30 protein-coding genes and 1 pseudogene are annotated in these 24,530 nt (G+C 44.2%); 6 read left to right on the forward strand and 25 right to left on the reverse strand.

Features of this window, described 5'->3' with window-relative positions; all coding sequences use genetic code 11:
- Window positions 1-682 (reverse strand): annotated as a pseudogene (locus tag CXF76_RS11425) (hypothetical protein); the annotation flags it as partial.
- Between the two features lie 422 nt (window positions 683-1,104).
- Between CXF76_RS11425 and CXF76_RS11430 the strand changes: the two are divergent.
- On the forward strand, window positions 1,105-1,620 hold the full coding sequence (locus CXF76_RS11430) for a hypothetical protein (RefSeq protein ID WP_039037826.1): 516 nt from the start codon (window positions 1,105-1,107) through the stop codon (window positions 1,618-1,620).
- Here CXF76_RS11430 and CXF76_RS11435 read toward each other — a convergent pair.
- The 22 genes from CXF76_RS11435 to CXF76_RS11535 form a co-directional block, all read right to left on the reverse strand.
- Window positions 1,617-2,573 carry a hypothetical protein gene (locus CXF76_RS11435; protein ID WP_101163702.1) on the reverse strand — a complete coding sequence of 319 codons (957 nt, stop codon included), beginning with the start codon at window positions 2,571-2,573 and terminating at the stop codon, window positions 1,617-1,619. The genes CXF76_RS11430 and CXF76_RS11435 overlap by 4 nt on opposite strands.
- Window positions 2,546-3,250, reverse strand: coding sequence for a hypothetical protein (locus CXF76_RS11440; RefSeq protein WP_039037828.1), 705 nt, complete (start codon window positions 3,248-3,250; stop codon window positions 2,546-2,548). Before CXF76_RS11440 ends, CXF76_RS11435 begins: the two co-directional genes overlap by 28 nt.
- Window positions 3,247-3,732 (reverse strand): baseplate complex protein, encoded by a 486-nt coding sequence (locus CXF76_RS11445; protein WP_033040806.1) that lies wholly within the window; start codon window positions 3,730-3,732, stop codon window positions 3,247-3,249. The genes CXF76_RS11440 and CXF76_RS11445 overlap by 4 nt, the downstream gene beginning before the upstream one ends.
- Window positions 3,729-4,358: a hypothetical protein gene (locus CXF76_RS11450; RefSeq protein ID WP_198551857.1), complete on the reverse strand. Its 630-nt coding sequence runs from the start codon at window positions 4,356-4,358 to the stop codon at window positions 3,729-3,731. The genes CXF76_RS11445 and CXF76_RS11450 overlap by 4 nt, the downstream gene beginning before the upstream one ends.
- On the reverse strand, window positions 4,351-4,626 hold the full coding sequence (locus CXF76_RS11455; RefSeq protein WP_101163703.1) for a hypothetical protein: 276 nt from the start codon (window positions 4,624-4,626) through the stop codon (window positions 4,351-4,353). Before CXF76_RS11455 ends, CXF76_RS11450 begins: the two co-directional genes overlap by 8 nt.
- Window positions 4,627-4,694: 68 nt before the next feature.
- On the reverse strand, window positions 4,695-5,948 hold the full coding sequence (locus CXF76_RS11460; protein WP_101163704.1) for an SUMF1/EgtB/PvdO family nonheme iron enzyme: 1,254 nt from the start codon (window positions 5,946-5,948) through the stop codon (window positions 4,695-4,697).
- Window positions 5,948-6,523, reverse strand: coding sequence for a phage tail-collar fiber domain-containing protein (locus CXF76_RS11465; RefSeq protein WP_101163705.1), 576 nt, complete (start codon window positions 6,521-6,523; stop codon window positions 5,948-5,950). The genes CXF76_RS11460 and CXF76_RS11465 overlap by 1 nt, the downstream gene beginning before the upstream one ends.
- A complete protein-coding gene (locus CXF76_RS11470; RefSeq protein ID WP_101163706.1) occupies window positions 6,520-7,323 on the reverse strand; it encodes a hypothetical protein in 804 nt (267 codons plus the stop codon). Before CXF76_RS11470 ends, CXF76_RS11465 begins: the two co-directional genes overlap by 4 nt.
- Window positions 7,313-8,464 carry a baseplate J/gp47 family protein gene (locus CXF76_RS11475; RefSeq protein WP_101163707.1) on the reverse strand — a complete coding sequence of 384 codons (1,152 nt, stop codon included), beginning with the start codon at window positions 8,462-8,464 and terminating at the stop codon, window positions 7,313-7,315. Before CXF76_RS11475 ends, CXF76_RS11470 begins: the two co-directional genes overlap by 11 nt.
- Window positions 8,454-8,783 (reverse strand): DUF2590 family protein, encoded by a 330-nt coding sequence (locus CXF76_RS11480; RefSeq protein WP_101163708.1) that lies wholly within the window; start codon window positions 8,781-8,783, stop codon window positions 8,454-8,456. The genes CXF76_RS11475 and CXF76_RS11480 overlap by 11 nt, the downstream gene beginning before the upstream one ends.
- A complete protein-coding gene (locus CXF76_RS11485; RefSeq protein ID WP_101163709.1) occupies window positions 8,783-11,944 on the reverse strand; it encodes a phage tail tape measure protein in 3,162 nt (1,053 codons plus the stop codon). Before CXF76_RS11485 ends, CXF76_RS11480 begins: the two co-directional genes overlap by 1 nt.
- Window positions 11,945-11,948: 4 nt before the next feature.
- Window positions 11,949-12,137 (reverse strand): DUF6890 family protein, encoded by a 189-nt coding sequence (locus CXF76_RS20910; protein ID WP_425607974.1) that lies wholly within the window; start codon window positions 12,135-12,137, stop codon window positions 11,949-11,951.
- Window positions 12,113-12,400 carry a putative phage tail assembly chaperone gene (locus CXF76_RS11490; protein WP_101163710.1) on the reverse strand — a complete coding sequence of 96 codons (288 nt, stop codon included), beginning with the start codon at window positions 12,398-12,400 and terminating at the stop codon, window positions 12,113-12,115. Before CXF76_RS11490 ends, CXF76_RS20910 begins: the two co-directional genes overlap by 25 nt.
- A 2-nt stretch (window positions 12,401-12,402) precedes the next feature.
- Window positions 12,403-13,032: a hypothetical protein gene (locus tag CXF76_RS11495; protein ID WP_101163711.1), complete on the reverse strand. Its 630-nt coding sequence runs from the start codon at window positions 13,030-13,032 to the stop codon at window positions 12,403-12,405.
- Entirely contained in the window at window positions 13,032-13,481 is a 450-nt protein-coding gene (locus CXF76_RS11500; RefSeq protein ID WP_002960021.1) for a phage protein, read from the reverse strand. Before CXF76_RS11500 ends, CXF76_RS11495 begins: the two co-directional genes overlap by 1 nt.
- A gap of 8 nt (window positions 13,482-13,489) precedes the next feature.
- Entirely contained in the window at window positions 13,490-14,590 is a 1,101-nt protein-coding gene (locus CXF76_RS11505; protein WP_101163712.1) for a DUF2586 domain-containing protein, read from the reverse strand.
- Between the two features lie 21 nt (window positions 14,591-14,611).
- Complete coding sequence (locus tag CXF76_RS11510; protein ID WP_101163713.1) at window positions 14,612-15,244, reverse strand: phage virion morphogenesis protein; 633 nt, start codon at window positions 15,242-15,244, stop codon at window positions 14,612-14,614.
- Window positions 15,237-15,710 carry a phage tail protein gene (locus tag CXF76_RS11515; protein WP_101163714.1) on the reverse strand — a complete coding sequence of 158 codons (474 nt, stop codon included), beginning with the start codon at window positions 15,708-15,710 and terminating at the stop codon, window positions 15,237-15,239. The genes CXF76_RS11510 and CXF76_RS11515 overlap by 8 nt, the downstream gene beginning before the upstream one ends.
- Window positions 15,707-16,144, reverse strand: coding sequence for a head completion/stabilization protein (locus tag CXF76_RS11520; protein ID WP_101163715.1), 438 nt, complete (start codon window positions 16,142-16,144; stop codon window positions 15,707-15,709). The genes CXF76_RS11515 and CXF76_RS11520 overlap by 4 nt, the downstream gene beginning before the upstream one ends.
- A gap of 107 nt (window positions 16,145-16,251) precedes the next feature.
- The gene (gene gpM / locus CXF76_RS11525; RefSeq protein ID WP_101163716.1) at window positions 16,252-16,992 is read right to left on the reverse strand and encodes a phage terminase small subunit; all 741 of its coding nucleotides are present in this window, start codon (window positions 16,990-16,992) and stop codon (window positions 16,252-16,254) included.
- Window positions 16,993-17,068: 76 nt separating this feature from the next.
- Window positions 17,069-18,106, reverse strand: coding sequence for a phage major capsid protein, P2 family (locus CXF76_RS11530; RefSeq protein WP_101163717.1), 1,038 nt, complete (start codon window positions 18,104-18,106; stop codon window positions 17,069-17,071).
- Between the two features lie 42 nt (window positions 18,107-18,148).
- Window positions 18,149-19,030, reverse strand: coding sequence for a GPO family capsid scaffolding protein (locus CXF76_RS11535; protein ID WP_101163718.1), 882 nt, complete (start codon window positions 19,028-19,030; stop codon window positions 18,149-18,151).
- A gap of 192 nt (window positions 19,031-19,222) precedes the next feature.
- On the opposite strand from CXF76_RS11535, the gene CXF76_RS11540 reads away from it, so the two are divergent.
- Genes CXF76_RS11540 through CXF76_RS11555 form a run of 4 tightly spaced genes read left to right on the forward strand, consistent with a single transcriptional unit; the run spans window position 19,223 to window position 22,849 of the window.
- Window positions 19,223-21,007 carry a terminase large subunit domain-containing protein gene (locus CXF76_RS11540; RefSeq protein WP_101163719.1) on the forward strand — a complete coding sequence of 595 codons (1,785 nt, stop codon included), beginning with the start codon at window positions 19,223-19,225 and terminating at the stop codon, window positions 21,005-21,007.
- Window positions 21,007-22,071 carry a phage portal protein gene (locus tag CXF76_RS11545; RefSeq protein ID WP_101163720.1) on the forward strand — a complete coding sequence of 355 codons (1,065 nt, stop codon included), beginning with the start codon at window positions 21,007-21,009 and terminating at the stop codon, window positions 22,069-22,071. The genes CXF76_RS11540 and CXF76_RS11545 overlap by 1 nt, the downstream gene beginning before the upstream one ends.
- Complete coding sequence (locus CXF76_RS11550) at window positions 22,068-22,394, forward strand: phage holin family protein (protein ID WP_101163721.1); 327 nt, start codon at window positions 22,068-22,070, stop codon at window positions 22,392-22,394. Before CXF76_RS11545 ends, CXF76_RS11550 begins: the two co-directional genes overlap by 4 nt.
- Window positions 22,394-22,849: a hypothetical protein gene (locus CXF76_RS11555; RefSeq protein ID WP_101163722.1), complete on the forward strand. Its 456-nt coding sequence runs from the start codon at window positions 22,394-22,396 to the stop codon at window positions 22,847-22,849. The genes CXF76_RS11550 and CXF76_RS11555 overlap by 1 nt, the downstream gene beginning before the upstream one ends.
- Before the next feature lie 17 nt (window positions 22,850-22,866).
- Here CXF76_RS11555 and CXF76_RS20915 read toward each other — a convergent pair whose 3' ends face one another.
- Window positions 22,867-23,427, reverse strand: a complete 561-nt coding sequence (locus CXF76_RS20915; protein ID WP_232785118.1) for a hypothetical protein — start codon at window positions 23,425-23,427, stop codon at window positions 22,867-22,869.
- Between the two features lie 343 nt (window positions 23,428-23,770).
- Here CXF76_RS20915 and CXF76_RS11565 point away from each other — a divergent pair, with 343 nt between their 5' ends.
- Window positions 23,771-24,016: an ogr/Delta-like zinc finger family protein gene (locus CXF76_RS11565; protein ID WP_101163723.1), complete on the forward strand. Its 246-nt coding sequence runs from the start codon at window positions 23,771-23,773 to the stop codon at window positions 24,014-24,016.
- A 117-nt stretch (window positions 24,017-24,133) separates the two neighbouring features.
- Here the strand turns inward: CXF76_RS11565 and CXF76_RS11570 are convergent, their stop codons facing one another.
- Window positions 24,134-24,415 (reverse strand): hypothetical protein, encoded by a 282-nt coding sequence (locus tag CXF76_RS11570; RefSeq protein WP_101163724.1) that lies wholly within the window; start codon window positions 24,413-24,415, stop codon window positions 24,134-24,136.
- Window positions 24,416-24,530 lie beyond the last annotated feature (115 nt).

Here is a 24,530-nt window from a genome sequence, read left to right on the forward strand (position 1 = left end):
TTACTATTTCATCTGGAATGAACACTTCTTGGCGCTTTTTACTTATAAACAATAACCCCATATCCCTCAGGCTATTTAAAGCATCCAACACTCCATTTTTAGGAATAACATCGACTAAATGCTCTACAGCAGCGCATTCATCTGTTGTTAAATTCAACTCATCTGCAAGCACATTCAGAATGCTGCGCTCATCGTCAGTTACTTTAGCATCGCGATTGTTCTTTTCATCATTAAAGTATGCTTCTTTCATGCACGAATGATAAATTTTCAAGGCGCGATTTCTTTCTAAAATGCTTTCAGCCGAATTTTGTTGGATATACTCTTTAAGCTCTTTAGAAAGCCTTGATAATTCAGCCCACTCTTTCTCATAAAGCGATTCAATCCAGCTAATTCGAGCAACTCCATTCCCATCACGACTCAAAATATTAACTAGCAAGTTGAATTGTGCTGTACTCATTAATATTTGATCTTTTACAGAGCATTTAAAAAAATCTCTGACCGTATGGAATAATTGGGTAATTTCGCTACCAGATGCGTTTTTAATTTGACCGTCAATATTGTCTATTGTTTTAGCTAGTTTTTTATTATTCTTAGCAGCATCAGAACAAAGGCGGTCGAGACACGAAATGAATTTAGATTTTTCGACTTGGTTAACAATTGATAAAACTTGATTGAGTTTCATTTTTACAGAGTCCTTTCGTATAATATGATTACAAATGTAACAGTTAATTTTATTCGCAGCAATAAAGCCCACTTTGGAACTACTTAATTAAGCATTAGGTAAGTCCTTGCCCTCAAAATTAAAAAAGTGTACTAACACATCATTTATCACCCAAACCTATAAACTCCCTCGCCCATATGCCATAATCTAAATAATTCATTATTTTAGTAACTTGGCGTGTATTTAGGCGCTTTTAAGTTAACTACTCAGGGTTTTCAGCATGGCATATCAAGAGCAAAATCAAGCAACAATCTATTGGCACGACTATGAGATAACGAAATTAAGCACCTGTTTTTGAACAACTAAAAATAACATTTAAAATATTTTATACACATATATATACACAACTCTTATTCTCCGCTCTAATATGAGATTGCACGATTATGGATCTAATTCTAAAGTTCGCTTTACCCTTAATTTCAACACTTATAGCGATAGTTGCGATCTACTTTACTTGGCAGCAATCAAAGTCAAATAAACGGCATAATGAGCTATCGGTAAGACCTGCAATATGCAGTAATCTTAACCTACATGTAGAAGCCTTTACATTTTCAATAACCAATAAAGGTTTAGGTCCAGCAAAAGTAGATGAATTTAAGTTTTTTTATGATGATGAACTCATCGAATACGAAGACTTCGAAAAAATAATTAATGAAAAATTTCAGACGTATTGTGCATACAAAAAACCACCAATTACCTCTACACAAAAACAAAATAGTTATATAGCTAAAGGCGAAACAATAATCATATTGGAATTACAGTTTGATGACAGAACAAGCCAACAAAGTAAAAACGAGATTGAGAGCGAAATAACATCCAAATTGACTCTAGAGTTTGGATACACATCACTCTATGATGAAACAGTTAAAGAAAAATTTAAATTCAGCACCAAAAATTAATTAGCCACAATTGGCTTTAATATACTTTTCAAATCACTTGCTGTTGATTTGTGGCCTGTAAATTCGCCCTTTGTTATTGGAGGCCCTGCTCCCTGATCTTTATGGCCGTGAGTTTCTAAACTTTGGTTTATGTCTTTAACCAGGCTTATTAAATCAAGAAGTACTTTAGCCACGTTTACTGAACTGTCACCCAACCAAACTGTTTTTCCTTCGACCTTTGCTAGTTCTGTGGCTTTAGCGTGGAGGGTTTTTAGTGTGGTTAGGTTCATGTTTTCGGTTGCTTCAATATCTACCTGCTTTTTACTGCCTAACAATAACCCTTCTAGTGCAATTATTAAGGCTTTTTCGCCGACCACGGTTTTTAATGCGCCCATGACTTCGGTGATTTGATTTCCATCTATTTTTGTAATGTCGTGGCTGTCTATGCTGCAGGTGCGTTGGTGATAGTTTTGTTCACTTTTGCGCGCTGTCACAGTTTTGCTGTCGCTAGTTTGGGTTATATCGCCATCAGTTGTGGTGTGCCAGTTGCCGTCGCGGCCTTGTATTTTGCTGCGGCTGTTTTGCTGTAGCGTAACATCGGTGCGTTTGTGCTCGGGCACTAAACTTTGCCAAGGTAATAAACTGGTGATGACGGGATGGCTGTTTAGGCCATCGATGTACTGTATTAAACACTGCATGCCTGGCATAGGTTCGTTCAACAAACCGTGATCGGATGCTTGCCCTGTGCCAAGTGTTACTTGCTCAAATACAGGCACGAGTAATGGCTCATTTGTGAGCGGGTTCAATAGCTGTACGTCGGCCGATTTTAGTGGCCTAAATGCGGTACTGATTGCTGCGGCGCCACTTGGTAGGTCGTATATTTTTTCGATACGTGCAAGTTGCGGCAGGTGTTTACGCTCGTTTAACTCTGGAAAGTAGCGCTGTATTAGGCGTTTAATGGCTTGTTTGACCATCGTATGTGCATCCTGTTATTAATTAAGGTTACTTCGGTAATATGACGCCCGTTTAGCTTTATGCCTGGTCTTAATTTTGGAATGGCGATCAACTCACCGGTAGTTGAGCTTTGGGCTGTTATTGTATGCTCTGGAAAATCGTTTATTGCTGCAAGCGGCCAGCGGGAGTCGTGCCAACTACCGACAAATATTTTGCCATCGGGGCGTTGTTGAAATATAAAATCACTAATGCCCCATGCTTTGCCTATTTGCTTTAGCGCTTCAATACCTGTGCCGCTATGATAAAACGCGGGTATCGTTTTATTTAAATAGCCGGCGTTTTCAGGTGTCACAAATTCAACACCGAGCTTTGCCAATTCATCAAGCACCGCTTTGATTGTTGCATGGCGAACTGCAAGGGGGGCAGTGAAACTTAATGCGCCGAGTAATTCACGACAAGTTAAATACCAACGGCCGTTTGCTTGGTGTTTTGATTCGATAACGCCGAGAAAATACGGGACCATATTATCTAGTGTGTAACCTAAATGCAGCTCGACTAATCCGCTTGGCACTTGCTCTGTCACTATTTCAAACTTTGCGCGACCAGTGCTGGCTATATCAAGTTGTACACTTTTAGTAACGACGCTCGTTACTGGTTTACCCCCAATGGTTAGCGTATCAGATAGGCGAGTACTCATGGCCCCTCCACCGCTGCAAATTTACTTTGTACATCGTTATTTGAAGTGACCGCTTGCGACTGTGCATTTTGGTTTGCTGTACCATCTAGCTGTTGTTGCTCACGCTCTGATACGGACTGCACTTCAATAAGTTTAAAGGTGATTTGCCATGCGCGCTTTTCTTCAAGTTCTACAGCCTTTACCTCGCCATCAAATTTAGCTTTACGTATTTTATAAGCCTCTGCCAATGCATTATTAATTGTGTAAATAATACGGGCGCCGTTTTCATCAAGTGCTTTCGCTTTGCTAATAAGCAATGCTAAAGCCCCCTCTTCATTAAGCGGTATTTTAGTGCTCACAGTTAATATGCCAGGCTTAACACCTTGATCGCTAATGAGCGCAAAACTTCCCATGCCTGACATATCGCCACCGGCTAATTTAATACCAGCATTGACCCGCGTTTCATACCCGGGGATATTCCAGCCATCTAACGATATGCTCATAACACCTCTTTAATATTATTAAGCTCGCTTGGTTCGCCAACAAACAAACACATTGCCCAATAGTTATGCTCATTGCCTTTGTTAGCCACTGAGTCGGCTAGCTGCTTTGCTGTGCCAGCTGTAATTAATTGCACATCTACCCCGCTACTTTGAGCAGTGAATTGCGCTTGATTTAGCCGCTCGTCGCGGGCTGTTTTTAGCTCCGCTGTTTGGGTTAGTGCATCGTCAATGGTGGTGATTAATTGCTTGCCGCTATCATCGACCACCGCGAGTTCGTCAGCTATTAGCTGCTCGCGTAGAGGCAATAAATTTTGCAGGGTGTTTATTTGCCACTCTATGCTTTGGCCGTCATAGGTATCTAGCTTGGTTTGCTCTAAGGTGCTTTGACTATTGGCATACTGGTCGCAGGCGATAAACTCAGGGATTGGGCAATAGTTGTTTATTGATTCCAACTTACTGGCCAGTGTTGCGGGATCGGTTGCACTCACCGATAACAATAAACCGCCATAGCTTGCTGGCTTATCTGTGCGCGAGTCGTCTTTAATGGCAGACGCAAGCAACTGCGCGCCCACTTGCATTGAGCAAGGGACGGCAGTTTGATAATAACAAAGCGCTAGGTTATGCATTTTCAGGCAGTGGGTAGCGCGCTTTGATTTCGGCTACTTTGTCTTGCCATACCTTTAGCGACTCTGGCGTGCCGTCGAACTGCGCTTCCATGTATAATGGGTCTGACTCGGCTTTGTATGCAGCCTGACGTTTTACAACATTTTGGCTCAGCTCAAATTGCTGTAGATTTAATACTGAGTCGATTTGTTCTTGGTCCATACCTAAGTTTTTCATGTACTCGGCGTTTATGTTGCTGTGGCTTACGCCTTTATAGGTGTATTTAAACATATTCTTACCTTTTAAATTATTAGTTAACTCTGGCGATAGATTGGATTCATAATTCAATACGAGTTATTTTATTGCGCAAAGAAAGCGGGCCGAAAACCAATGCCACTATTTGATGCTTGTCGTGTGTCCCGCAAATCCAGCGCTCCTAAACCACTTCCTGCATTAGATATCCAATGCCCTCCTCGTCTAGGGAATCGAGTGCCATAATTTCGACCGTACATATAGCCTTTAACCGTAATAACTGACTCTGACTCGATGAGTAATCTGCGTAATAATTCTATTTTGCTATAGCTCGGCGACTGTTCAATTGCAGCAAAGTGTTGATTGCTTAGGTATGGATGGTCATATTCATCATTTCCAACTGGGCCGTTACGGTTAGTAATTGTGTTACTCAGAACTGGTGAGCCTGCATTTCCTACCCCTTCATTAATTTCTACTGGCGAATCTAAGAACGCTAAATGTTTAATCCAATTTTCTTCTACAATATCTGGATTATTATCTAGAGTAGAAATAAACTGCCCGTCTTTGAACTTCATTTGATCTAGCCATTCCCATACATTACCCACTAAATCCTGTACCCCCCACTTTGTATGATCATGTGACCATGTATTTGGTCCACTGCCTGTGTCAGTTATTGAACCATTGCTAATGTCACCAGGCATACCACTGTCTTTGCGATGTGCTGTTTCGATTTTATTATCATGACTTTGACCATAGTTTGTATTGCCTCGTGGTTCTGTATCGTTGGCTAATGACCAAAGTGCGATTGCCGCCCACTCATGGATGCTCATCATATGCCAACCTTCGCCTTTATTGCTACACAGTGCTTTTGCTACATCATAGTTAACCGATGTACGCGGCTGTACACCACCAATTACACTGCAGCCGCCATTAGAGCCTGATGATGCTAGATATTTTGCAATGAGCACCTCACCCATTTGCTCGCCATTGCGCTGGAACATAGTTGGAGTACCCGTGCCAAGCATTAAGTCAACTCCCAAACGGTCTAGAATTGCTTGGTTGATGTCTTCGTAGTTAAACCGCGGGATGCGCACCATGACATTTGGATTGCCTTGCTCGTCAATTACTACCGTATTACGGCCACCTGATGCATCTTCGATTGCTTTTCGGTAGCCGTCTGATGCAACGATTGCCAGTTGCGCCGAGTTTTCGGCAACTTGCTGATCAAGGGCTGCTTTTTTACTGTTGTAGTCGCTGTCTAGCGCGGCTGTTTTTGAGTCTATCTCGGCTGCTTTATTTTCTACCGCTGTAACCACACGGTCTGCCGCAGTTACGATTTCGTTGATTTGTTCAATGCTCATCATAGTTCCTTAGTAAATACTGTAAATTCTGACATTAAGAAATAGTTACGCAACGTGCGGTACATGTTGTTTACCTGCGCGGTTGCTGTGGTTAGTGATAGTGCGTTTAGCGCATCTATTTGCGGACTGTAATCAAACATCCATGATTGCGCAGGGATTGTGATTCGAGCCAGCGCCGCCGCTGCTGCAAACTTAAGAACAAACGATCGGTTGTGTACGTTATTTACACCTTGGCGTTTGCGCTGAAGCGGCAGGTAGTCAACGGCTAATAAAGTGCCGTTTTGCGTTACTAGGCCTATCCAGTTGTAGTCAAAGTCGCCGATTTCTTGCTCTAGCACCACGGCCCATGCAACGGTGTTTTCGTCAACATAGCCAGACACATCAATATTTCGGCGGTGTACGATTTGCAAATCGCTAGGCATTGGCTCGTTTGGATTGCGCTCTTCCTGCTCATTCAGGTTTGGTATTTTTGCAAACACCAACTCTTTTACATCAAGCCCTTTGTTTTCAAGTGCTCGGGTGGTTATGTAACCTCTTCCGGCGTTGGTCATAATGCCGGTGATGGCTTCGCTCATAGTGTCTCCTTGGCGATGCTTATACCGCCCTCTTTACTTAAAAATCCATAGCGGTGATGCGCCGCAATAACATGCTGTACATCGGTGGTTATTGCTTGATGTGCGGTGTTGCTCACTACGTTATCAAACCCTAAAAATTGATATAACAACTCAGTGGGCAGTGTGTGTTTTACGTTGTGCGTAATTGCATGCAGCGGCGCGTGACTACTTTCGTTTTGCAGGTTAGTAAAACCATGGCTGTATTGCTGCGCGGCTTTATTTTGTGCGGCCAAATGCAGTGAGTGATCAATGTGGCAGCTATCCCATTGCACGTGCGTTAACCCCACGCTTAGCGATACATCCGCTTTGTTATGCACGGTTAATTCATAACGGCGACAAGTGCGGCCATAAAGCTGTATGAGCTCTGGTAGTAAATCAGTATTGCCTGCGAGTGTTGAATCGGTCATGTCAATAGCAATAATGTCCCAGTCACGTCCGTCGAGCCTTTCGCGCACGTTAAGCACCTCCAGCCCTAAGCGGTCAAAAATACTTTTAACTGAGGCAATTTCGCCGGCATCAATGGTATTTACCAGTGCATGCTGCACGCGCTTACGATAGAGCTCTATCGGCTCGTCATCTAAACGAGTAGTTAGGCGCTCCCACGCCAAAAAACCTAAAACTGGCTCTTCGTTTTTAGATTCATCTTTTTGGTTAACAGCCCACATAACGTAGTCGCGTGATTGATCCCAATAGCCAGTTGCTGCTTTTACCAGTTTTTCGGCGTAGCCTTTATTTAACCAAGTGGCGATTTCATTGGCCATTTGCCACCTCATTAACGGTTAATGATGTAAGTACCGGCAGCCAGTTCGCGGCGGTTATGTCGTCAATATCAAATTTAATTGATTTAAGCTCGCTAAATTGCTCGTGGCATTCTGCTATTAATTGGCTAATGCTGAATACTGTTTGATGCGCTACGCGTGTAGGTGCATACGCTGCATTTTGACGAAAAGCGGCTTGTATAAACGTGGTTAAATCGCTCTGAATACTGCTGCTTTGTGGGTGCAATTTATACGTTGCGGTAATATCAAAGCCCGTGGTTGCCATGACGTAAACCATAACGTCGTCACCTAAACCATGATGGCCTGCGGTGCGAATGTGCTGGTTAATCGCGCTCAATAGCGCAGTTGGCACGGTACCTACGTCTAAATAAATATAGGCATTGGCAGTACCTGGACCGCGGGGGGCGTTTGTTTCTATTTCTATGTTGTCGATTGGTACGGCAAAGCTGGCAATAATTTGTTTGTACACGGCGTTAATATGCCAGCGCGCAGCGGTACCGAATACATTGCGAATACGCAGGCGGTAATGCTCGGTGCTTTCATCATCGGAACCTGCCTTAATTAACCAATCCTCATTGTTGGTTACGGTGATCCCGCCTTGCTGTTCTGTAAAGTAGCGGTAAGCATGGGCGGGTAAGTTAAATGCGGCACCGGTGTTTTGCGCCTCGGCCAGTGCATATGCAGTGCTTTGGCCGTCGCTGAAATAAACATCTTGCAACAATGTGAGCGTGTACGTTTTATCGCCGAGTACATCAGTAATGACCTGCGTACCAGCAACAATAGCGCTTTCACCTTCAATATTGATACGGGTGAACGTGAGTATGCCTTGTGCTTTTACGCCTGCTTGAATAAATACATTACGCGCGGGGCCGTGGCGTTCAATCAATGCAGTGCGGCTGGCGGTCATAATAAATAAGTCGGGCATTAATTGCTGGGCTATCCAATTAAAGAGTCGTACAACGGGCTTTGTGATCAACGCTTCAACGGTTCGCCAGAACGGGCCAAACGGTGAGTTGTTGGCAACTTGTATGTTTTGTTCTTTTAGTTGTGTTTGCCACTGCGCTTGTGCCGTTTGCTCGTCCATTGGCAAGCCAGCGTTTTGCATTAGGGTTTTAAAGTCCACTTTGTAGGCCTCCGTATTGGCGCGTTTGCGCGGTGATGCTTAATGTACCGTCGTCATTGCGATACACTTTTATAGTGCCTGGCTTAATGCGATTGTCTTGCTCTGTGAGTAATTCAAGCTCAGTTAAAATGGGTGCTATACCGTTTTTATTACGCAGGCCAACCAGCTTAGTTAATAGGCCGCTTTCTAAAATTCGGTGCTTAATATCCTGCGCGATAACATCAGCCTTTTTTAATGTGCTTGGGCTTAACGAGTCGTTTAGTACAAAGTCGTTATCTTGTATTTCTAAATCTATATGCAGCGCTATATCAAATTCCATTAGCCGGCTAACTCCATCATTTGTTCAAAGCTTTGCGCTAAGTCGTCAGATTTAAAGTTCACGTTCTCAATGCTTATATGCTTGCTGCTGTCGCTGCTATTGCTGTTGTTGTTTGTACTGTTGCTGTTGTTAGTTAGGCTTTGCAGGTAAGCCGACTTTTGCAGCTTAGGCTTATATGCAGTGGCCTGTTGTTCTGCGCTAATTTGCTGTGATTTTTCGGCGCTGTTGCTGGCTGTGTTAGTAATTACCTGATCTGTTTTTACGCTGGGCAATGCTGGCTCTGGTGCTGCACCTTGGTTAACGCTTACTAGCTGTGCTTGCTTAGGGCTATAAACAGGCGAATTTGCCGAGTTAGTAATATTGTTATTTGCAACCGTAACTGCTTTGTTTTGCTCGCTTGGGAATGCATTGTTTATTAATGCCTGGCTGCGAGCTTGCGCCTGTAAATTTAACTGTGCGGTGCTGTCGGTTGGCACTGCAGGCAAGCGCTGGCTAGTAAATTTAAATGCATCGTTTGCGGCTTCACGCTCGGTCATTACTTTTGGTTGGGCAGCTATGGCCGCTGGCGCTAAGCTGTTTTGCGTAGCGTTAGTTGCGTTGTTGATTGCCGTTGCCGCATTGTTTTGCGTGGCGCTCACTGCGCTGCTAGTTACTGCGCTGCTTGCAGTATTGCCGATCACTGCACTGTTAGTTACTGCGCTGTTATTTACTGCGTTGTTTTGCTCGCTTGGGAATGCATTATTTATTAATGCCTGGCTGCCGGCTTGCGCCTGTAAATTTAACGGTGCGGTGGTGTCGGTTGGCACTGCAGGTAAGCGCTGGCTAGTAAATTTAAATGCATCGTTTGCGGCTTCACGCTCGGCCATTACTTTTGGTTGCGCTGAATAAACAGGGTCGTTTGCTGCTGGGCCTGCTAATGCCTGCGTGCGCGGCTCTTCGGTTTCAACAATTGCTGTTACTCTAGGCGCTGCATAATTTATAGGACTATTTGGCGCTATGTATTGCGAGCTTGCTTGCGGTGCAGGTGCGTTTGCTTTGCTGATAACGCTTTGGCCGTAGTCGCGGCTGTAAGCCTGGTCGGCACTTTGCATAACCATTGTTTGCGGCTGAACTGCTTGGGTTACCTGCTCAACTTTGTTTGATACTTTTGCTGGCTCGTCGTCTGAGAAAAACGAGATAACCGAGTTTAATACGCCGTTGTCGGCAATGGCTGAAATAAAGCTACTTACGCCGTCAAATATTCCACTGATGCCGCTGGCTATGCCGCCGAAAAAGTCGCCCAAAAAGCCGAACGTTTCGGTTAAATAATTTATTAGCGATTCAATTATGTCGACTGCGCTTTGCCAAATGCCGGTGAAAAACCCTGATACAGAACTCCCCATGCCTGAGAAAAATCCGGTGATTGCGCCGCCAAAGCTGGACAGTAAATTACCCACATATGAAAACGCTGATCCTATGGCGTTAACCATGCCCATAACCACACTGCCAATTGCTGAAAATGCGGGTGCAAAAAAGTCGACTATGCCTGCGGCTATTGTTTTTATTAACCGCCACACTAATTGCAGTGGTAACGTTAGCAGGTCGAACGCAACTTTAAGGTATTTAAACACGGTTGAACTTTGCGCCCACTCGTTAAATGCGGCGGTTATGTCGTCAAAATAATAGATAAGTGCGGCGACAGCGGCGATTAATGCAACAGCTGCTATGACAATCCATGTTAATGGGTTTGCCCAAAGCGCTGCGTTAAATAGCCAGGTGGCCGCTTGGCCTGCAAGCATAACCGCTTTAAATGTACCCATGGCAATAGCGGCCGCACCCATGGTAGCTATAAGCGATAAGAACCCTGCAACACGCAGTGCGATTAATGCACCCTGCCATAGCTTAGTTACTATTAGCTGTGCATTGGTTAGCGTTATGCCAATGCCTGTTGCAAAGTTATATAGCCCCATGGCAAAGGTGGCTATACCGAAGGCGGTCATTAGCGCAACTACGCCCACTACTGCGGTTGCGATCACGCTTGATAAAAATGGAAACTCTTCGGTTAGAGAAACGATGCCCGCAAACATTGACGCAAGCACTTCTACAAATGGCTCTACCACTGGCAACAAGCGGTTACCCATTGCTGTGGCTGCGGCATTAAATGAACCGCCCATTCTATCCCATGGGCTTGCAATGATGTTTGCCATTTCTGCCGCTTTGGAGTTGTCTTGCACGCCTTCGAAAACAGCAATGCCGTCTTTTAATTTGTCTACTTTGGTGCTTAGTACGTCGACTGCTTTTGCGCCCTGCTTGCCAAATATTTGCGTTAGCACATCGCCACGCGCAACAGAACCCAGCGATGAAAGGCGGTTATTAATACGCCCTAGCACTACGTCTATTGCAAGCATGTCGCCGTTGTCGTCGGTTAATTGAATGCCTAACGACTGCTGCGCCTTGCCAATGCCTTGCAATAACGATGCGGCTTGCGTGCCCGCAACCGAACCCGACTTAGCAACTAGCTGTAACTCGCCCACTAGGGCAAATTGTTGGGCTGAGCTTAGGCCAATATTTGTTGCAGTTGCGCCAAGGTTTGAAAACGCCGCTTGCATTTCTGCACCGGTGGTTTTGTAAAGTTGCACTGCGGTGGCGGTTTGGCCTGCTATTTGGTTTACCCAATTAGACTTGCCCATTTTGTTAGCTGTTTTTTCGAATATGCCATACATGGTGCCCATGTAGCTGGTAATGGTGGCCGCGTCGGCTTTGGTCGCTACCGCTAGTATGTTTGATGTTTTAGTAAATTCTGATAGCTCATCGCCCGTTAGTCCGGCAATGGCTGATTGAATATCGTATGCACTGCGCACAAACTCGGCAGAGTTGCCACCAAATTGAAAGCCAAATTCGTATGATGTTTTAGTTAGTTTTTTCAATGCGTCGTCGGCAACGCCCAATGATTGCACTTCGCCCAAGGCGGCAACGTGATCAATTGCGGGAGCTAGTGATTTAGCTAGTGCGTAACCACCACCAACGGCCGTGGCTGCGCCGCGCATCATTTGATCTTGCGCGGCGGCTGTTTGCTGGCTCAGCTGATTAATTTTAGCCATGACTTTATTAACCGGACCCGTCACCTTGTCGATGATGCCGATTGAATAATTAAGCTTGTCTAACTTGCTGAGCGTGGCCATTACATTACTCGCTTAGTGCTTGGCATATGCCGTTATTTACAGCAACTACAAAGTTTTCTTGCTGCTGCGTTTCGAGGTATAGCGCTTGCGCTAGGCTCTCTTGGGTGGCGGTAACCGCGCCAAAATACTTGGCGTGGTATGCCTGTAGCTGATCTAACCGAGACTTGCCTATTTGCTTGGCTCGGTCTTCGATTTTTTTACGGTGAAATTAAACTCCGGTTGGTAGTCTTCAACAATTGCACCCACTAAAAATAATGCCGCGCCTGGCTGTTGCACTAGCTCTTTTAACTTTTTAGCGTCTTCTTGCACTACGGTGTTTAATACAAAGTTAGTTGCCGGCTGCACTTTGTTGTTTGGCTGCGTAGAGTTGATGTATTTGTTGTAGTCGGCAGCGTTTACGTTAAATGTAATTTCGCCTACCGGTGTTTCTAATGTGATTTTTCTCTCGAACGCCATGATTATTTACTCTCTGTTGGTTTTGCAATGTCTGCTTGGTCTAGCAGGGTGTAACTAAAATAAGGGCCGTACTTGGCTGCTGATTGGTCACACAAAGCAATAAGCTCGTTAAAGTCGTTTGAGTTGGCTAGCACTTGGCAACCTGCAGACCATTTATCAACCTGGGTTGATGTGGTTTTGCTGCTTGCGCGGTGGCAGTTAATACCAAAGTAACCTTGCTGTAGCTCGGCGTGTGGTGTGACTTCCGTGTCTAACTCGGTGTTTTTGTCGTTGTCGCGTAGAACAACAACAGGTTTGTGCTGCACTAGGGCGCGATATTTGCCCTGGTGATAACCCAATTTCCATACGCTTTTATGCTGCCCTGCAATTAGCACTGCGGTGCCACTTACATTCATTGGGTTGGTTCGCCAGTACGTTCCTGCGTCTGTTGTAGCTTTGTACTGCTTTAATTGCCATTCGCCACTTTGCTGATACAGCACGCAAATAACATCGTTAAAGGTATTGGCGCGCGTGTTGTTGTGGCGAATACCTATGATATTTAGGTTTAATTCGCCTTCAAACACGCGGTAGCCGCAGGCCTTTAAAGTGTCAATCAGTGTTGCGGCAGTTAGTTTGCGAATGGCTTTAGTCATTACAAGTCTCTCACTTCGTCAGATGTTAGGTACGGCACGCCGTTAATTTTTACAAAGTCGGGGCTGGTGATCGGACACTTAATTGATGTTGTGTCTTCTTCGCCGCCGTCGGCTTTAATGTTTAGAATTTCATCTAGTTGCGGTAGACAGCCAAACGCTTCAATGTTCTTTTTGCCTGCTGCTACTTCTGCGTTAAATGCCACGTCGAACGGCTCGATGCCTTTCCAGCTCCCCGCTTTTGCCGCTTGCGCTTGAACAATTAGCCAATTTTCGTGATCGAGCTTTAGCGTTACTTCGCCTTCTACGTCGCCATCGATAAAGCCTTTTGGTACGCCACGCACTTTTTTAACGGTGCGGCCGTCGGTGATTTTTACGGTTGCTTCGATTACGTGCACCATTGAGTTGCCAATGAAGATGTCGAAGTCTTTACCGCCTAGTACTTTTTGCATGTTCGCTCCTACTCTGCGCTATCTAACATGATGCCAACAATAATGGTGTTGGGTGAACCGATTGGCTTAACCTTCAGCACTACCTGCAATGTAGTTGCGTTCATAAATGTTAAGCTGATGCTGTCGTCTTTTGGTGTATCGATTAAGCCCGGGAACTTGTCGGCACCAATGTTAATTGAGCGCGCCATTTCGCGTAGCGGCTTGCCCATAATGCGCTTGCCAAATTCAATGCCACTGGCGCTGTTATTTAAGCGGCGGTTTTTAATATTTTGAATAGCAATAATGCGTACGTCGCGTGCTGCCTTATCGACAATGCGGCCTGTTTCGATTTGCTGAAAGTCGCCGCCTTCTGCATCTAGCATGTTTACGTCACCAAAATAAACGCCGTCGAAATCAGGATAAAACTGTGTGCAACTAAAGCGCAGTGCGTCGAGCGCAGCTGTGGTTGAGTTGGTTAGCGGTTTACCTGCTGCATCTACTGGGTGCGACATTAGCGACATTGCCCCCGTAAGTACGCGCATTGGGCTGTCGGCAATAGTGACCGAGCTTTTACATAAACGCCCAGTAACTGCGCCTAGCTCGTCACCAAATAACAAAGGGATAACAGCCGCTTGCGTTGCTACTACGCCGTCGGTTATTGGCTGTAATGCGGTTACTAAGTCTGACCAGTTTTGTAATTCGGTTAGCCCTGGCGCTGCTATTAAAAAGCGCACGCGGCGAGCAAGACTTGCTAGGATTTCAAGGGCTTTAGCTTGATAGCTTTCTACTTCGGCCTTACCTGTTACGGGTGTGCAAATAACAATAATTTCTGGACTGATGTCTTGATCCATTGCTTCGTCAATAAGCGCCATTACGTCGGCGTCGATTGCGTGCGCTATTGCATAACCACTTACTAGGTCGTCGCCGTTGCGCTGCCATGCTTTAACTTGGGTTTTTAATGGTGAGTCGGCTGCGCCAAACTCAGCATCAAAGTCGCTTTGTGCATTAATGGGTAGAATTTTGCCGTTGTTTTCGGGCGCTTGGCCTATAAACAATACGGTGCGTTCTACCTGTTTTGTAGCGCCACTGCCTGTTTGAATGGCGGCAACGGATACTTTACCTTGTGCCATGGTCGTTCCTTTTGCTTTGCGCTACGCCACTTGCATAGCTTTGTTTAAAATAAAATTCATTTGCTCTTTTTGCTCGGCTAATGTTTGCCCCAAAAAGGAGCGGGCCGGTAAATCAATTTTCCAACTGCTCTTACCTGAGCTGCCCTTTAGTTCGCGCAGTAAAAACCCTGCTTGGTTAATACTTAAGTTTGTTGTTATCCATTTAATGCTTGGCCGCTTGCTGTCCTTGCCTTTGCCGCGCGGTATTTTGTAACCCTCGCTTATTAATGCCCTGGCTAAGTTGCGCGTGGCTGGGCCTTCTTTATTTTGGGCGGCACTGCTTTTGGGCTTGCCTGCATCTAGGCTTATGCCCTCTTGGTGGGCGCGGGCTATTTTTCCGCTGTTGCCACCTTTAAAATATACGCTTGCGCTATTTGCTCCGTAGCGCACTTTCATGTTGCGCTTTAGCTTGGTTAGCATTTTCTTTTTTTTGCCGTTAGCGCGGCCTTGCCAAGTTTTTCCGGCTAAATCATTTTGCCTGGTGATCCGCTCTTTACTGCTTTTGTTTGCTGCACGTATTGCACTGCGCAATATGTTGCGGCGCTTTTGTGGCTTAAGCTGCAAAAACGCTAACTGCTCTTGGCTGCGGCCTTCGTCAAACTTGAGATTAAGCACCGCTTACTTGACCATCAAGTGTGAACGCTTCTGCTATCCATAGGCTTTGCTCGCCAAAGTCGTAACGTTTGCTGTTAAATTCAAACGGGCCGTTTGGCGCTTGTATTAGCTCTATGTCTTCGCAAAGCTGATTTATTGTTAGCTCTACTTCGTTGCTGTTGTCGTCGTTAACGTCGGCACTAAATTCAATGTCGGTGCTGTCGTATCTGCCTCCGTTGTTTTGCAACCAAAACGATGCAAAGGCACAAATAAGTGCGGCCGGTGCTGCGCATGGGTTGATGCTAATAACCCCTGAGTAATAAAAGCGTGCGGCCAATAGGCCGTTGCCGTTAATAGTTTTGCTGCTTGGCTCTATGCGCCCGCCTTCTATCCAGCTGTCGAACTGAGTACTTAGCGCTAGGTTGCGGCCTTGGTATTCTGCGGTTGCTAAATGCTGCTTAAGCGTTGCTATTTTGCTTTTGCTCATAACAGTTCTACCGATAAGTTAGGGCTAAGCGATTGCAGTAATCGCATGGCGTTTATACTTTCTCTTAACCAATGCTCATGATTGTCTATTGCCGCTTGGCTTTGTGCTGTGGCGCTGTCGCGGTGCGTACTCCCCATCTTTGATACCAGTAAATTTGCTTTGGCTTTACTGTAAACCGCATCGTTATAAAAAATTACTTGCTGTGCATTTAGTGACTCACCATTGGTGAGAACTGCGCTTGCTAGTTCTTGGTTAATTTCGCCCTGTGCACGTTTAAGTTTTTCAACTAGCAAATCACTTTTGCTTGCGTATTCTTGGGCAACGGCGTAATGCTCTATAAAATAAGCCGTGCTTAATGCCGGGTAATAGCCATTGCCTTCAACTGTTACATTGACACTTTGTAAATCAGCCTGTGGCATGCCGCTTAAGTTCATATTGCACCTGTAAAATACACACATTAAATTGGGTGCGGGCGCCACTTAGTCACATTGACGACATAATTAATACTCGCACTGTGCTAAGTTGCCCGCTGGCGCTGGAGCTAGTTAGCGGTTTGCTGCTCTGGCTCCGCTGGTTTAATCATTTTTTGCAATTCTTTTAGCAACGTTTTAACGCCTGCTTTGTCGTTAATTGATTGGGCCATTTCTGCAAAGTAAAGTGCATTACCTAAGTTGATCTGTGCTTTATTTACTTTTGCAGCTATTGCGTAAAGCTTGCCGCCTACTACTTCTAGCCCTGCCCAGTCTTGGTTTTTAACTACGTAAATTAAGCGGCGCAGGATAAAACCAATGTCGTACAGGCCTTGCTGGTATGATTCGGCAAGGTAGTAATTTGCGTCGTCGTAGAGCTGGTCGATAACGAACGCTGCCCAATGCTTGGTATTAAACACGGTTGGCAGTGGTTGTTTTTGCTCGATCATTAATGGCAATAAGTCCATTACTGCATCCCAACGCTTTAAATCAACGAGCCAAATAAACACCCATGCCAGCACCTTGTTGTGGTGGTTTTGGCCGCTTAGGCGGTATTGGTTTATGTATGCTAGGTAGTCTTGGCGCTCTAGCGCTTCTGATTTGTATGTTGCTTTGTCGCTAATGTCGGCAAATGTTTTTAATTGAGCCAAGTCAGATTCAATGGCTGCTGCATAAAGCTGGTACTCGGTTTGCTCGTTTACGGTTGCTGGCGCATTGGCTTGAGTGGCGTTAGCCACTGCCGTTGGCGCTTTATTTTCAGTGCTTGTTGGTACTGCTTTAGCTTGGGCTAATGATTTTTTGAAAAGGCTCATTTAAAAATACTCGCTAATTGTTAAAAAAAGCCGCCCGAAACTTGGGATAAAAGGGCGGCTTGGCGCTGCTAAAAAACTATTCCCAACTGGTGCCTGCTTTGTTTGGCAGTTTTACATTGGCTGATTCGAAGTAGGCTATTTTTTCTAGGTCTTCGATGTAGTAACAGTCGTTACGCGATAGGTAATCTTCTACACGTTTCTTTTTTGGGTTGTCTTCTACGTGGGTGCGGGTTGAGCCGGCTTGCACGTAGTGGCTTAGGTTGTCGAAACTTGTTACTAAAATACCGCGCGATGGAAAGAACGGAATTTTATAACTGGCTAGGCCGCCATAGGTTTTAATGATTTGCTCAAGTTCGATTTTGGTTTTTTCGCTTGGCGTGTGCGACTGCTTTGCATACAACTTGTTTTGGTCGTTTGCTAGTAGTTCGTCGCCAATGATGGCAACCATGTTTACGCGCTTGTGCTCTGGTATTGCTTGCAGTGCGTCGAACACGGCTTGGTCTAGGTTTTCGTAATCGCCACCTGCGCCGATACGAATTTCACCAACGGTTGCGCCTTCGCTAACTGCGCGCTCTGGTGCGTCGCGGCGAATGAGTTGCAGCCAGCCAATGTTTACGTCTTGCAGCATTGTGTTAGTTGTAATGTTCGTTGAGTCGGCGGCTGACGTGCCGTGAAAGCCGATTTTAATAATGTCGAGTGCAATTGCTTGGCGCACGTGGTTGCGGTAGCGCTGATGGAAGTCGGGGAATTTTGACCACTGATCCATTTTTGCCCATGATAAATGAATGTCGCATTCTACCGGGTAGCAACGGTATTCACGTTTTGCTAAGCCTGCAACGTCGCGCGTTTGACGCTCTTTGTCGTCGTCGGTTTCTACACCGGCACGCCCTGTTACGCCACCGTCTACGCTCATCATTACCGATTGGCCTACGATGTCGTCTACTAGTGCGGTGTTGATTAATTGTAGAAATTCTACTGAGTCGTAAGTTGCGTCGTATAAGCGCTGCTCAGTTGTTGGCTCTACGTTGAACTGCTCGTTCATTGATGCTACGCCGTAGTTGCTGGCCATGCCTGCTAGTACTGCGACAAATAATTGTTTTGTTCTGGTTTTCATTTTCGTTCCTGCGTTTTGCTAAGTTAAGTTAGGGTGCGGCAATTAAAAGCAGTTGCTGTATTTGCCTTCGTCGCCTTCGTGTTCTTCGTCGGCGTTGGTTGTGTCACCCGCAGGTGTTTTTAATGCTTTGGCAAACTTGTCGCTAAGCTCTTCAAGCGCTGTTTTTGTGCTTGATAGCTCTTCTTTAAGCTTTGTTAGCTCGGCTGACTCTTCGGCTAGCGGGGCGGTTTCTTCTTCGCCTTCCACTTTAGTGGTTGAGAATGAATCAAGCTTTGTGGTTAGGCTGTCTAGCTTTTTGCCAAACTCTTCAAGCGGTGCGCCGAGTGCATCTTTTAATGCATTGGCTAATTGTGTTTCGTTCATGTCGGGTTCTTCCTTAGTGAATAGTCGTTTGAAAAAGGGTTTTTTAGGTGTGTCGATAGGCTCACATGACCCTAAGTCAACGGTTAATAAAGAGACTTCCGTGTCATCTGCTTTGCTCTTACTACTGAAATGAATACGGTCGGTGTAGCAGCTTGCTGGGTAGTCGGTAACTGCTAGTCCGGTTAGGTAGGTTTTGCCAGTGCCCATGAAGTCGCGGCTTATTTCGATGCTAAAATATACGGCTTGGTCGGCTTTGTTTAATGCTACAAACCCTTGATTGGGCGCCAGTACGGCGTATAGGCACAATATGCCCTCTTCGTTTTCGTATGCTTCTACGCTTACTACGTCGCCGAGCATGCCTGGTATGTCTACGTTGTGTAGGTTTTTAGCAGCCCAGCCTGACCAGTTAAATTCGTGATCGAGGTTTATGCGTGCGCCATATTTGCGGGGGTTGTAGGTTTCTACTATGTCGGCTACGTCTTGCTCGGTTATTTCGCGGCCGTCGACAGTCATGCCAACAGCGGCAATTGATAATGGTTTTGTGCGTAGTTGACCTGGCATATAAACAAACCTTTTAAATGTTTTTTAATTAAGCTTTATGCTTTAAAGTAACTGCAGTTTGCACCCTCCTTTTAACCCTTTCCAACGGTTTAACTTTTTGAAATTCCTATATTTAACTTTTAGGAATGGATAGGTTTTTAACAAACAGATTACGCCCTTTATTACTAATACACTGCCGCCATGGATTAATTAATGTGGCGCAATATGAAGGCTAACTACGGACCAGACATACGCAAAAAAGCACAGGATTTGTATGTTGTTGATGGCTATACCTACGAGGAAATAGCTGATTTAGCAGGCATGCCAAGTGCGCGCAGCATTAGGCGTTGGTCTGAGTCTGAGAACTGGGCGGACATGTGCCCAACGTATAATGCCGAAATGGCGTTTAGTCGCCGCATTAATTTGTTAGCCGATAAAGACAATAAAACCGATGCTGAATATAAAGAGCTAGACTTTTGCACGCGCCAGCTGTGTGCGCTTAATAAAAGCAAACTTGCGCCTGCTCCTAAGCAACGTGCTAACAATGACGATGCGGCCACTAGTAATAATGCCGGTAGCGGCAAAAAGTCGAAGAAGAAAAAGAAAAATGATTGCTCTGGCATTACGCTTGAAATGCTTGACGAGCTTAAAGATAAACTGCTTTATCCCCACCAAAAACATTGGTTTGAAAACCAAGATCACCGCGCCCGCTTTATTTTAAAGCCCCGTCAAATTGGGGCTACTTTTTACTTTGCGTTTGAAGCCTTTTACGATGCGGTTATTAATGGTCGCAATAAAATATTTATATCGGCGAGTCGTGATCAGGCTGAGGTATTTAAAGCTAATATTGTGGCGCTGGTGCGTGAACATTTTAATGTTGAGCTAACCGGTTCACCAATGGTGCTAAATTTGGCTGGCGGCAAAACAGTTAAGCTTATTTTTAAAAGCACTAATGCGCGCACTGCACAATCGGAAAGCGGCGACTTATATATAGATGAAGTTTTTTGGATCCCTAAATATAAGAGCTTGCGCGGGTTGGCGCAGGCTATGGCAACGCATAAGCATTTGCGCATTACTTATTTTAGTACGCCGAGTGTTACGAGCCATGAAGCGTATGAACATTGGAATGGTAAGTGGTACCGCAAAACTAAGGCGTGTAATGATCCTGAGTTTGCGATTGATGTTAGCCATAAAAGTTTAAAAAATGGCAGGCTTTGCGAAGATGGCATTTGGCGACAAATGCTTACTGTGTACGATGTTGTTACCAGTGGATTTGACCGCATTGATATTGGCGTGCTTGAAAACGAGTACAGTGTAGATGAGTTTAACAACTTGTTTATGTGCAAATTTATTGATGATGCGCACAGTGCGTTTAACCTTAAGCAGCTTATGAACTGCGTGGGCGACTCTACCAAGTGGCCTGACTTTGATTTAGATTACGAACGCCCTTACGGGTTAAAGCCGGTCGTTATTGGTTTTGACCCTGCGCGATTTGGCGATAAGGCGAGCGTGGCTATTTTAAGTGCGCCGATAAAGCCTGGTGAAAAGTTTTTGCTGCTTGAAGCAATTGATTTGAGCGGTAATGATTTTGAAGCTATGGCCAGCGAAATAAAACTACTTACCGAAAAATACAATGTTGTGCACATTGGCGTTGATACCACCGGTATTGGTTACGGTGTGTGGGAGCTTATTACTAAGTTTTACCCTAATGCCGAGCCAATACATTACAACCCTATTATTAAAAACCGCATGGTTATTAAGGCGATTAACGTTATTCAAAACCGCCGCCTTGAGTTTGACCAGGACGCGGTAAACATTGCTAGCTCGTTTATTAATATTCGCCGCAAAGTAGTTGGCGACCAAATTACGTATGCCACTAACCGCACCGCTACTACGGGCCATGCCGATATTGCGTGGGCAATTATGCACGCCTTGTTATTTGAACCACTGGACGGTAATGCCCACAGCCGCCAAACATCTGTAGGAATTGCAGCTTAATGAAACCACGATTACAAGTAAGCAACGGGCAAGCGCCTAATTACAACCAACGCACTGCGGTAACTGATGCGTTTAGTTTTGGCGACCCAGAGCCATGTTTAGACAACCGGCTAACTGATTATGTTGGTGTGTTTAGTGATAGCAATGGTATTTATGCGCCGCCCATTAGTTTGCAGGGTTTAATTAAACTGCTGCGCGTTAATGCCCAGCACGGACCCATTTTATATTTTAAGCGCAATATGATTTTAAAATGGTATAAGCCGAACGCGCTTTTAAGCCATCAAGCTTTAAGCAAATTTGGCTTTGATTTGCTGTGGAGTGGCAACGCTTATTTGCAAATTATTAAAAATTCGTTTGGGCAAATTATTAAACTGCGACACCTACCTGCACTGACTATGCGCTATACGAGTACGCGCGGTGTGTATGTGCAATTAAGTAACCGCAGCCATGAGCCTATTTATTTTAATGCGGGCGAAATTATACACGTAAAAGAGTACGATCCCGGCCAAGGTATTTACGGTATACCGCAATATTATGGCGGTATTCAGTCGGCATTATTAAATGAAGATGCGACTTTGTTTCGCCGCCGGTATTACAAAAACGGTGCGCACATGGGTTTTATATTTTCAATGGCTGATCCTAATTTAAGCGCTGAAGATGAAACGGCATTAAAAGATGCTATACGCGATAGCAAAGGCGTGGGCAATTTTAGAAGTTTGTTTTTTAACTTCCGCAGTAATAAAGCTGATGCCGAAAAGGCGATAAACATTACACCGGTTGGCGATATATCAACTAAAGATGAATTTGAGCGGATTAAAAAAATTACGCTTAACGATATGCTAAGTATGCACCGCGCGCAAGAAGCGCTAAGCGGCCAGTCGTCTGGTGATAGTGCTGGCTTTGGTGATTTAGATAAAATTACCCGCGCCTATTACAACAACGAAGTGGTGCCACTGCAGCAAGATGTTTTAGGTATTAATAATTATTTGCCTGCCGCGCAGCATATTGAATTTAAAGAGCCTGAATATTCAGACCTTAACCCAACACCCAAGGAAGACGCATGAGCTGGATAGATATAGTTGAATTTATAAAACAGTGGGGGCAGTTGCTTATGTTGAGCTTTTTAGCGGCGGCTATACAAATGTATTTAAGCCGTAAGGTGTTTACGTTTTTTCATTATTTTATGAGTGTACTCATTGCGATATTTGCAGCTTACCTTGCGGCTATGTTTTGCGAGTGGCGGCAGTTTGATGAAAGTTTAAAAACGGGTGTAATTGGGGTAACCGCCTACGCGGCCCCGCACATTTTGGAGGGGATCAATAAATTTATTGAAACGTTTAGCAAAGACCCAAAGGGCTTTATTAAATTAATTAGAGGTGGCAAATAATGGGCTGGCTAAAAACGTTAGTTTCTTTTATCACAGACCCAATAGCCGATTTGACCGGTGGCTATGTTGAGCGTAAACGGATAGCGGCCGAAATGGCTGCCGATGTTGCACGCGCTGAAAACAACTTTAAAATTGCGCAGTTTAATGCCAAAGCAAAACGCTGTATGCAAGCCGAGCAAAACGACGCTGATTATGACTTACTGGTTTTAAAGAACCGCGACAAAACCATTATGGATGAAGTGATCATCCTATTCTTTTTGGGCTTGTTTGTTTGCCACTTTATACCGGCAATGCAGCCGTACATGTATAAGGGCTGGCAAGCAATGGGCTATGAGGGTGCGCCTTGGTACTTTGAATTTGTGATTGTAGGTATTGCCGTTTCAACGCTTGGATTAATGCGATTGTTTAGAGCATTTTGGGGAAGTAAGAACGTCAATAAAAAAAGCGCTAGTTAGGAGCTAGCGCTTTGGTGTTACAAACCACTTAGTTTGCTTTGCCATTCTTCTAAATTAAAAATACTGTTATCTATTCTTTGTGTAACCTCGTATTTATTATCCGTTATTGGGTTTAGCACATCATCATAAATGGCAGCAAGATAACAATGTTCATTTTCAGTACTACGCTTGCTTGTGCCTATGTGCTCTACCTCTAGCTCAAGCCTATTAGCTATTCTAAGTGTGTGGTTTTCTAGGTCATCGTTTGAATAATCAAGGCTAGTTAGTAACGAATTTAACTCAACCAATAAAGCATCAACTCTTTCTTTTATTAATTCTAATTTCATATCTTGCCTCTTTGAGTACCATTCAATTTCTAATGCGTTTTCCAATTTACCTGCAACAACTTCAAGACGCTTAAGTGCCCTTGTAAAATTTGGCCCAGGCACACCATTAAGTGTTGCTGCATTGGTCTTGCTTATACCGCGAACTAAGTAATCACTGAGTGCTGCTTTTATATCTTCACTGGTGCTTTTACCAAACGACAATAGTGCATTTAACCGCTCTTGGCTTTGAGAGCCTTTGTATAAATAATTCATAATTTATTTATCACTTAACTGATAATAAATTAATGATATTTCAATATTAAGTAAATCACCACCTATTTGATCTTTTAATTGTCATTTTTTGTCAAACATTGTCACATTTTTGCCATTACGATCCTTTTAAACTTCCATTCAGATCCTTTAGTTATAAGGGCTAGCTAAAAATGGCTTGTCACTGGGGTTGTCAATTAAACGCATTTTTTGCACGAAAGCGGAAGGCGAGGAGGAGTGAATTTTTTAGCTTTTTGATTCTCAGCCAATAGTTAAATGGTTATTTGTAACGCACCCGACCACTGTATATAATGACAGTGTATTTTATTAACTATTGGTGGTTATTATGGCGCGGGTTACTTGTCCAAATTGCGAAGCTAAAGCAACGATTACATCACGCGAAAAGCAAAGCGCCCATGTTGTTAATTTATATTGCTCGTGTACTAATACTAAAGAATGCGGGGCCACATTTCGTATTACTCAATCGTTTGATCACTTCTTAAATCCTCCGTGTAAAACCACTGCGCAACTAGCCGCAGCGCTTATTAAAAACTTACCTCGAGAACAACAATTAGAATTGATTGGGCTTTAGCCCTAACTTTGTTTTAGCCATAAAAAAACCCACAACATGTGTGGGTTAGAACGAAAACGTTAAAAATTGCCTTTCGGCACTTTCAAAGTTAGTCCCTTTTGTGGGTTTTGCAAATAATTAATCTAGCCATTTATATTTTAAATGGTTTGCTACTTCTTCATTAAGACCAAACCATGCAGCGTCGTTATTTGTACAATCTATAACTATCAAAGAGTCATTTGAATCTATTACACTGTTTAATTTATCTCTCGCTTCAGCCGCTGTTAAGCTAGATTTTACGTACCAAAAAGATTTTTGCACTTTAGCCCAACTACCTAACGACTTTATTTTATCAAAAATTTTGTCGTAATCTTGACCCGGTGAGTTTAAATCATAAGAAATTATTAAATTGTTAGCCATGATGGCATCCTTTATTTGAATATTGTTTACACAATTAAATTAATGGGGGTTACTGTCTAAAACCCAATCAATAAAAATAAAAAATTTTAATCTTTTTACCATCTATTAATATTTA

This window comes from Pseudoalteromonas sp. 78C3 (assembly GCF_002836695.1).
In the GTDB taxonomy this organism is placed as follows: domain Bacteria; phylum Pseudomonadota; class Gammaproteobacteria; order Enterobacterales; family Alteromonadaceae; genus Pseudoalteromonas; species Pseudoalteromonas arctica.

Bases quoted from the DNA above. Each gene is read 5' to 3' on its own strand.
- CXF76_RS11430 (WP_039037826.1), top strand. From the start codon at position 1,105: ATGGATCTAATTCTAAAGTTCGCTTTACCCTTAATTTCAACACTTATA.
- CXF76_RS11435 (WP_101163702.1), bottom strand. From the start codon at position 2,573: ATGGTCAAACAAGCCATTAAACGCCTAATACAGCGCTACTTTCCAGAG.
- CXF76_RS11440 (WP_039037828.1), bottom strand. From the start codon at position 3,250: ATGAGTACTCGCCTATCTGATACGCTAACCATTGGGGGTAAACCAGTA.
- CXF76_RS11445 (WP_033040806.1), bottom strand. From the start codon at position 3,732: ATGAGCATATCGTTAGATGGCTGGAATATCCCCGGGTATGAAACGCGG.
- CXF76_RS11450 (WP_198551857.1), bottom strand. From the start codon at position 4,358: ATGCATAACCTAGCGCTTTGTTATTATCAAACTGCCGTCCCTTGCTCA.
- CXF76_RS11455 (WP_101163703.1), bottom strand. From the start codon at position 4,626: ATGTTTAAATACACCTATAAAGGCGTAAGCCACAGCAACATAAACGCC.
- CXF76_RS11460 (WP_101163704.1), bottom strand. From the start codon at position 5,948: ATGAGCATTGAACAAATCAACGAAATCGTAACTGCGGCAGACCGTGTG.
- CXF76_RS11465 (WP_101163705.1), bottom strand. From the start codon at position 6,523: ATGAGCGAAGCCATCACCGGCATTATGACCAACGCCGGAAGAGGTTAC.
- CXF76_RS11470 (WP_101163706.1), bottom strand. From the start codon at position 7,323: ATGGCCAATGAAATCGCCACTTGGTTAAATAAAGGCTACGCCGAAAAA.
- CXF76_RS11480 (WP_101163708.1), bottom strand. From the start codon at position 8,783: ATGGAATTTGATATAGCGCTGCATATAGATTTAGAAATACAAGATAAC.
- CXF76_RS11485 (WP_101163709.1), bottom strand. From the start codon at position 11,944: ATGGCCACGCTCAGCAAGTTAGACAAGCTTAATTATTCAATCGGCATC.
- CXF76_RS11490 (WP_101163710.1), bottom strand. From the start codon at position 12,400: ATGGCGTTCGAGAGAAAAATCACATTAGAAACACCGGTAGGCGAAATT.
- CXF76_RS11495 (WP_101163711.1), bottom strand. From the start codon at position 13,032: ATGACTAAAGCCATTCGCAAACTAACTGCCGCAACACTGATTGACACT.
- CXF76_RS11500 (WP_002960021.1), bottom strand. From the start codon at position 13,481: ATGCAAAAAGTACTAGGCGGTAAAGACTTCGACATCTTCATTGGCAAC.
- CXF76_RS11505 (WP_101163712.1), bottom strand. From the start codon at position 14,590: ATGGCACAAGGTAAAGTATCCGTTGCCGCCATTCAAACAGGCAGTGGC.
- CXF76_RS11515 (WP_101163714.1), bottom strand. From the start codon at position 15,710: ATGAGCAAAAGCAAAATAGCAACGCTTAAGCAGCATTTAGCAACCGCA.
- CXF76_RS11520 (WP_101163715.1), bottom strand. From the start codon at position 16,144: ATGAACTTAAGCGGCATGCCACAGGCTGATTTACAAAGTGTCAATGTA.
- gpM (WP_101163716.1), bottom strand. From the start codon at position 16,992: ATGAGCCTTTTCAAAAAATCATTAGCCCAAGCTAAAGCAGTACCAACA.
- CXF76_RS11530 (WP_101163717.1), bottom strand. From the start codon at position 18,106: ATGAAAACCAGAACAAAACAATTATTTGTCGCAGTACTAGCAGGCATG.
- CXF76_RS11535 (WP_101163718.1), bottom strand. From the start codon at position 19,030: ATGCCAGGTCAACTACGCACAAAACCATTATCAATTGCCGCTGTTGGC.
- CXF76_RS11540 (WP_101163719.1), top strand. From the start codon at position 19,223: ATGTGGCGCAATATGAAGGCTAACTACGGACCAGACATACGCAAAAAA.
- CXF76_RS11545 (WP_101163720.1), top strand. From the start codon at position 21,007: ATGAAACCACGATTACAAGTAAGCAACGGGCAAGCGCCTAATTACAAC.
- CXF76_RS11550 (WP_101163721.1), top strand. From the start codon at position 22,068: ATGAGCTGGATAGATATAGTTGAATTTATAAAACAGTGGGGGCAGTTG.
- CXF76_RS11555 (WP_101163722.1), top strand. From the start codon at position 22,394: ATGGGCTGGCTAAAAACGTTAGTTTCTTTTATCACAGACCCAATAGCC.
- CXF76_RS20915 (WP_232785118.1), bottom strand. From the start codon at position 23,427: ATGAATTATTTATACAAAGGCTCTCAAAGCCAAGAGCGGTTAAATGCA.
- CXF76_RS11565 (WP_101163723.1), top strand. From the start codon at position 23,771: ATGGCGCGGGTTACTTGTCCAAATTGCGAAGCTAAAGCAACGATTACA.
- CXF76_RS11570 (WP_101163724.1), bottom strand. From the start codon at position 24,415: ATGGCTAACAATTTAATAATTTCTTATGATTTAAACTCACCGGGTCAA.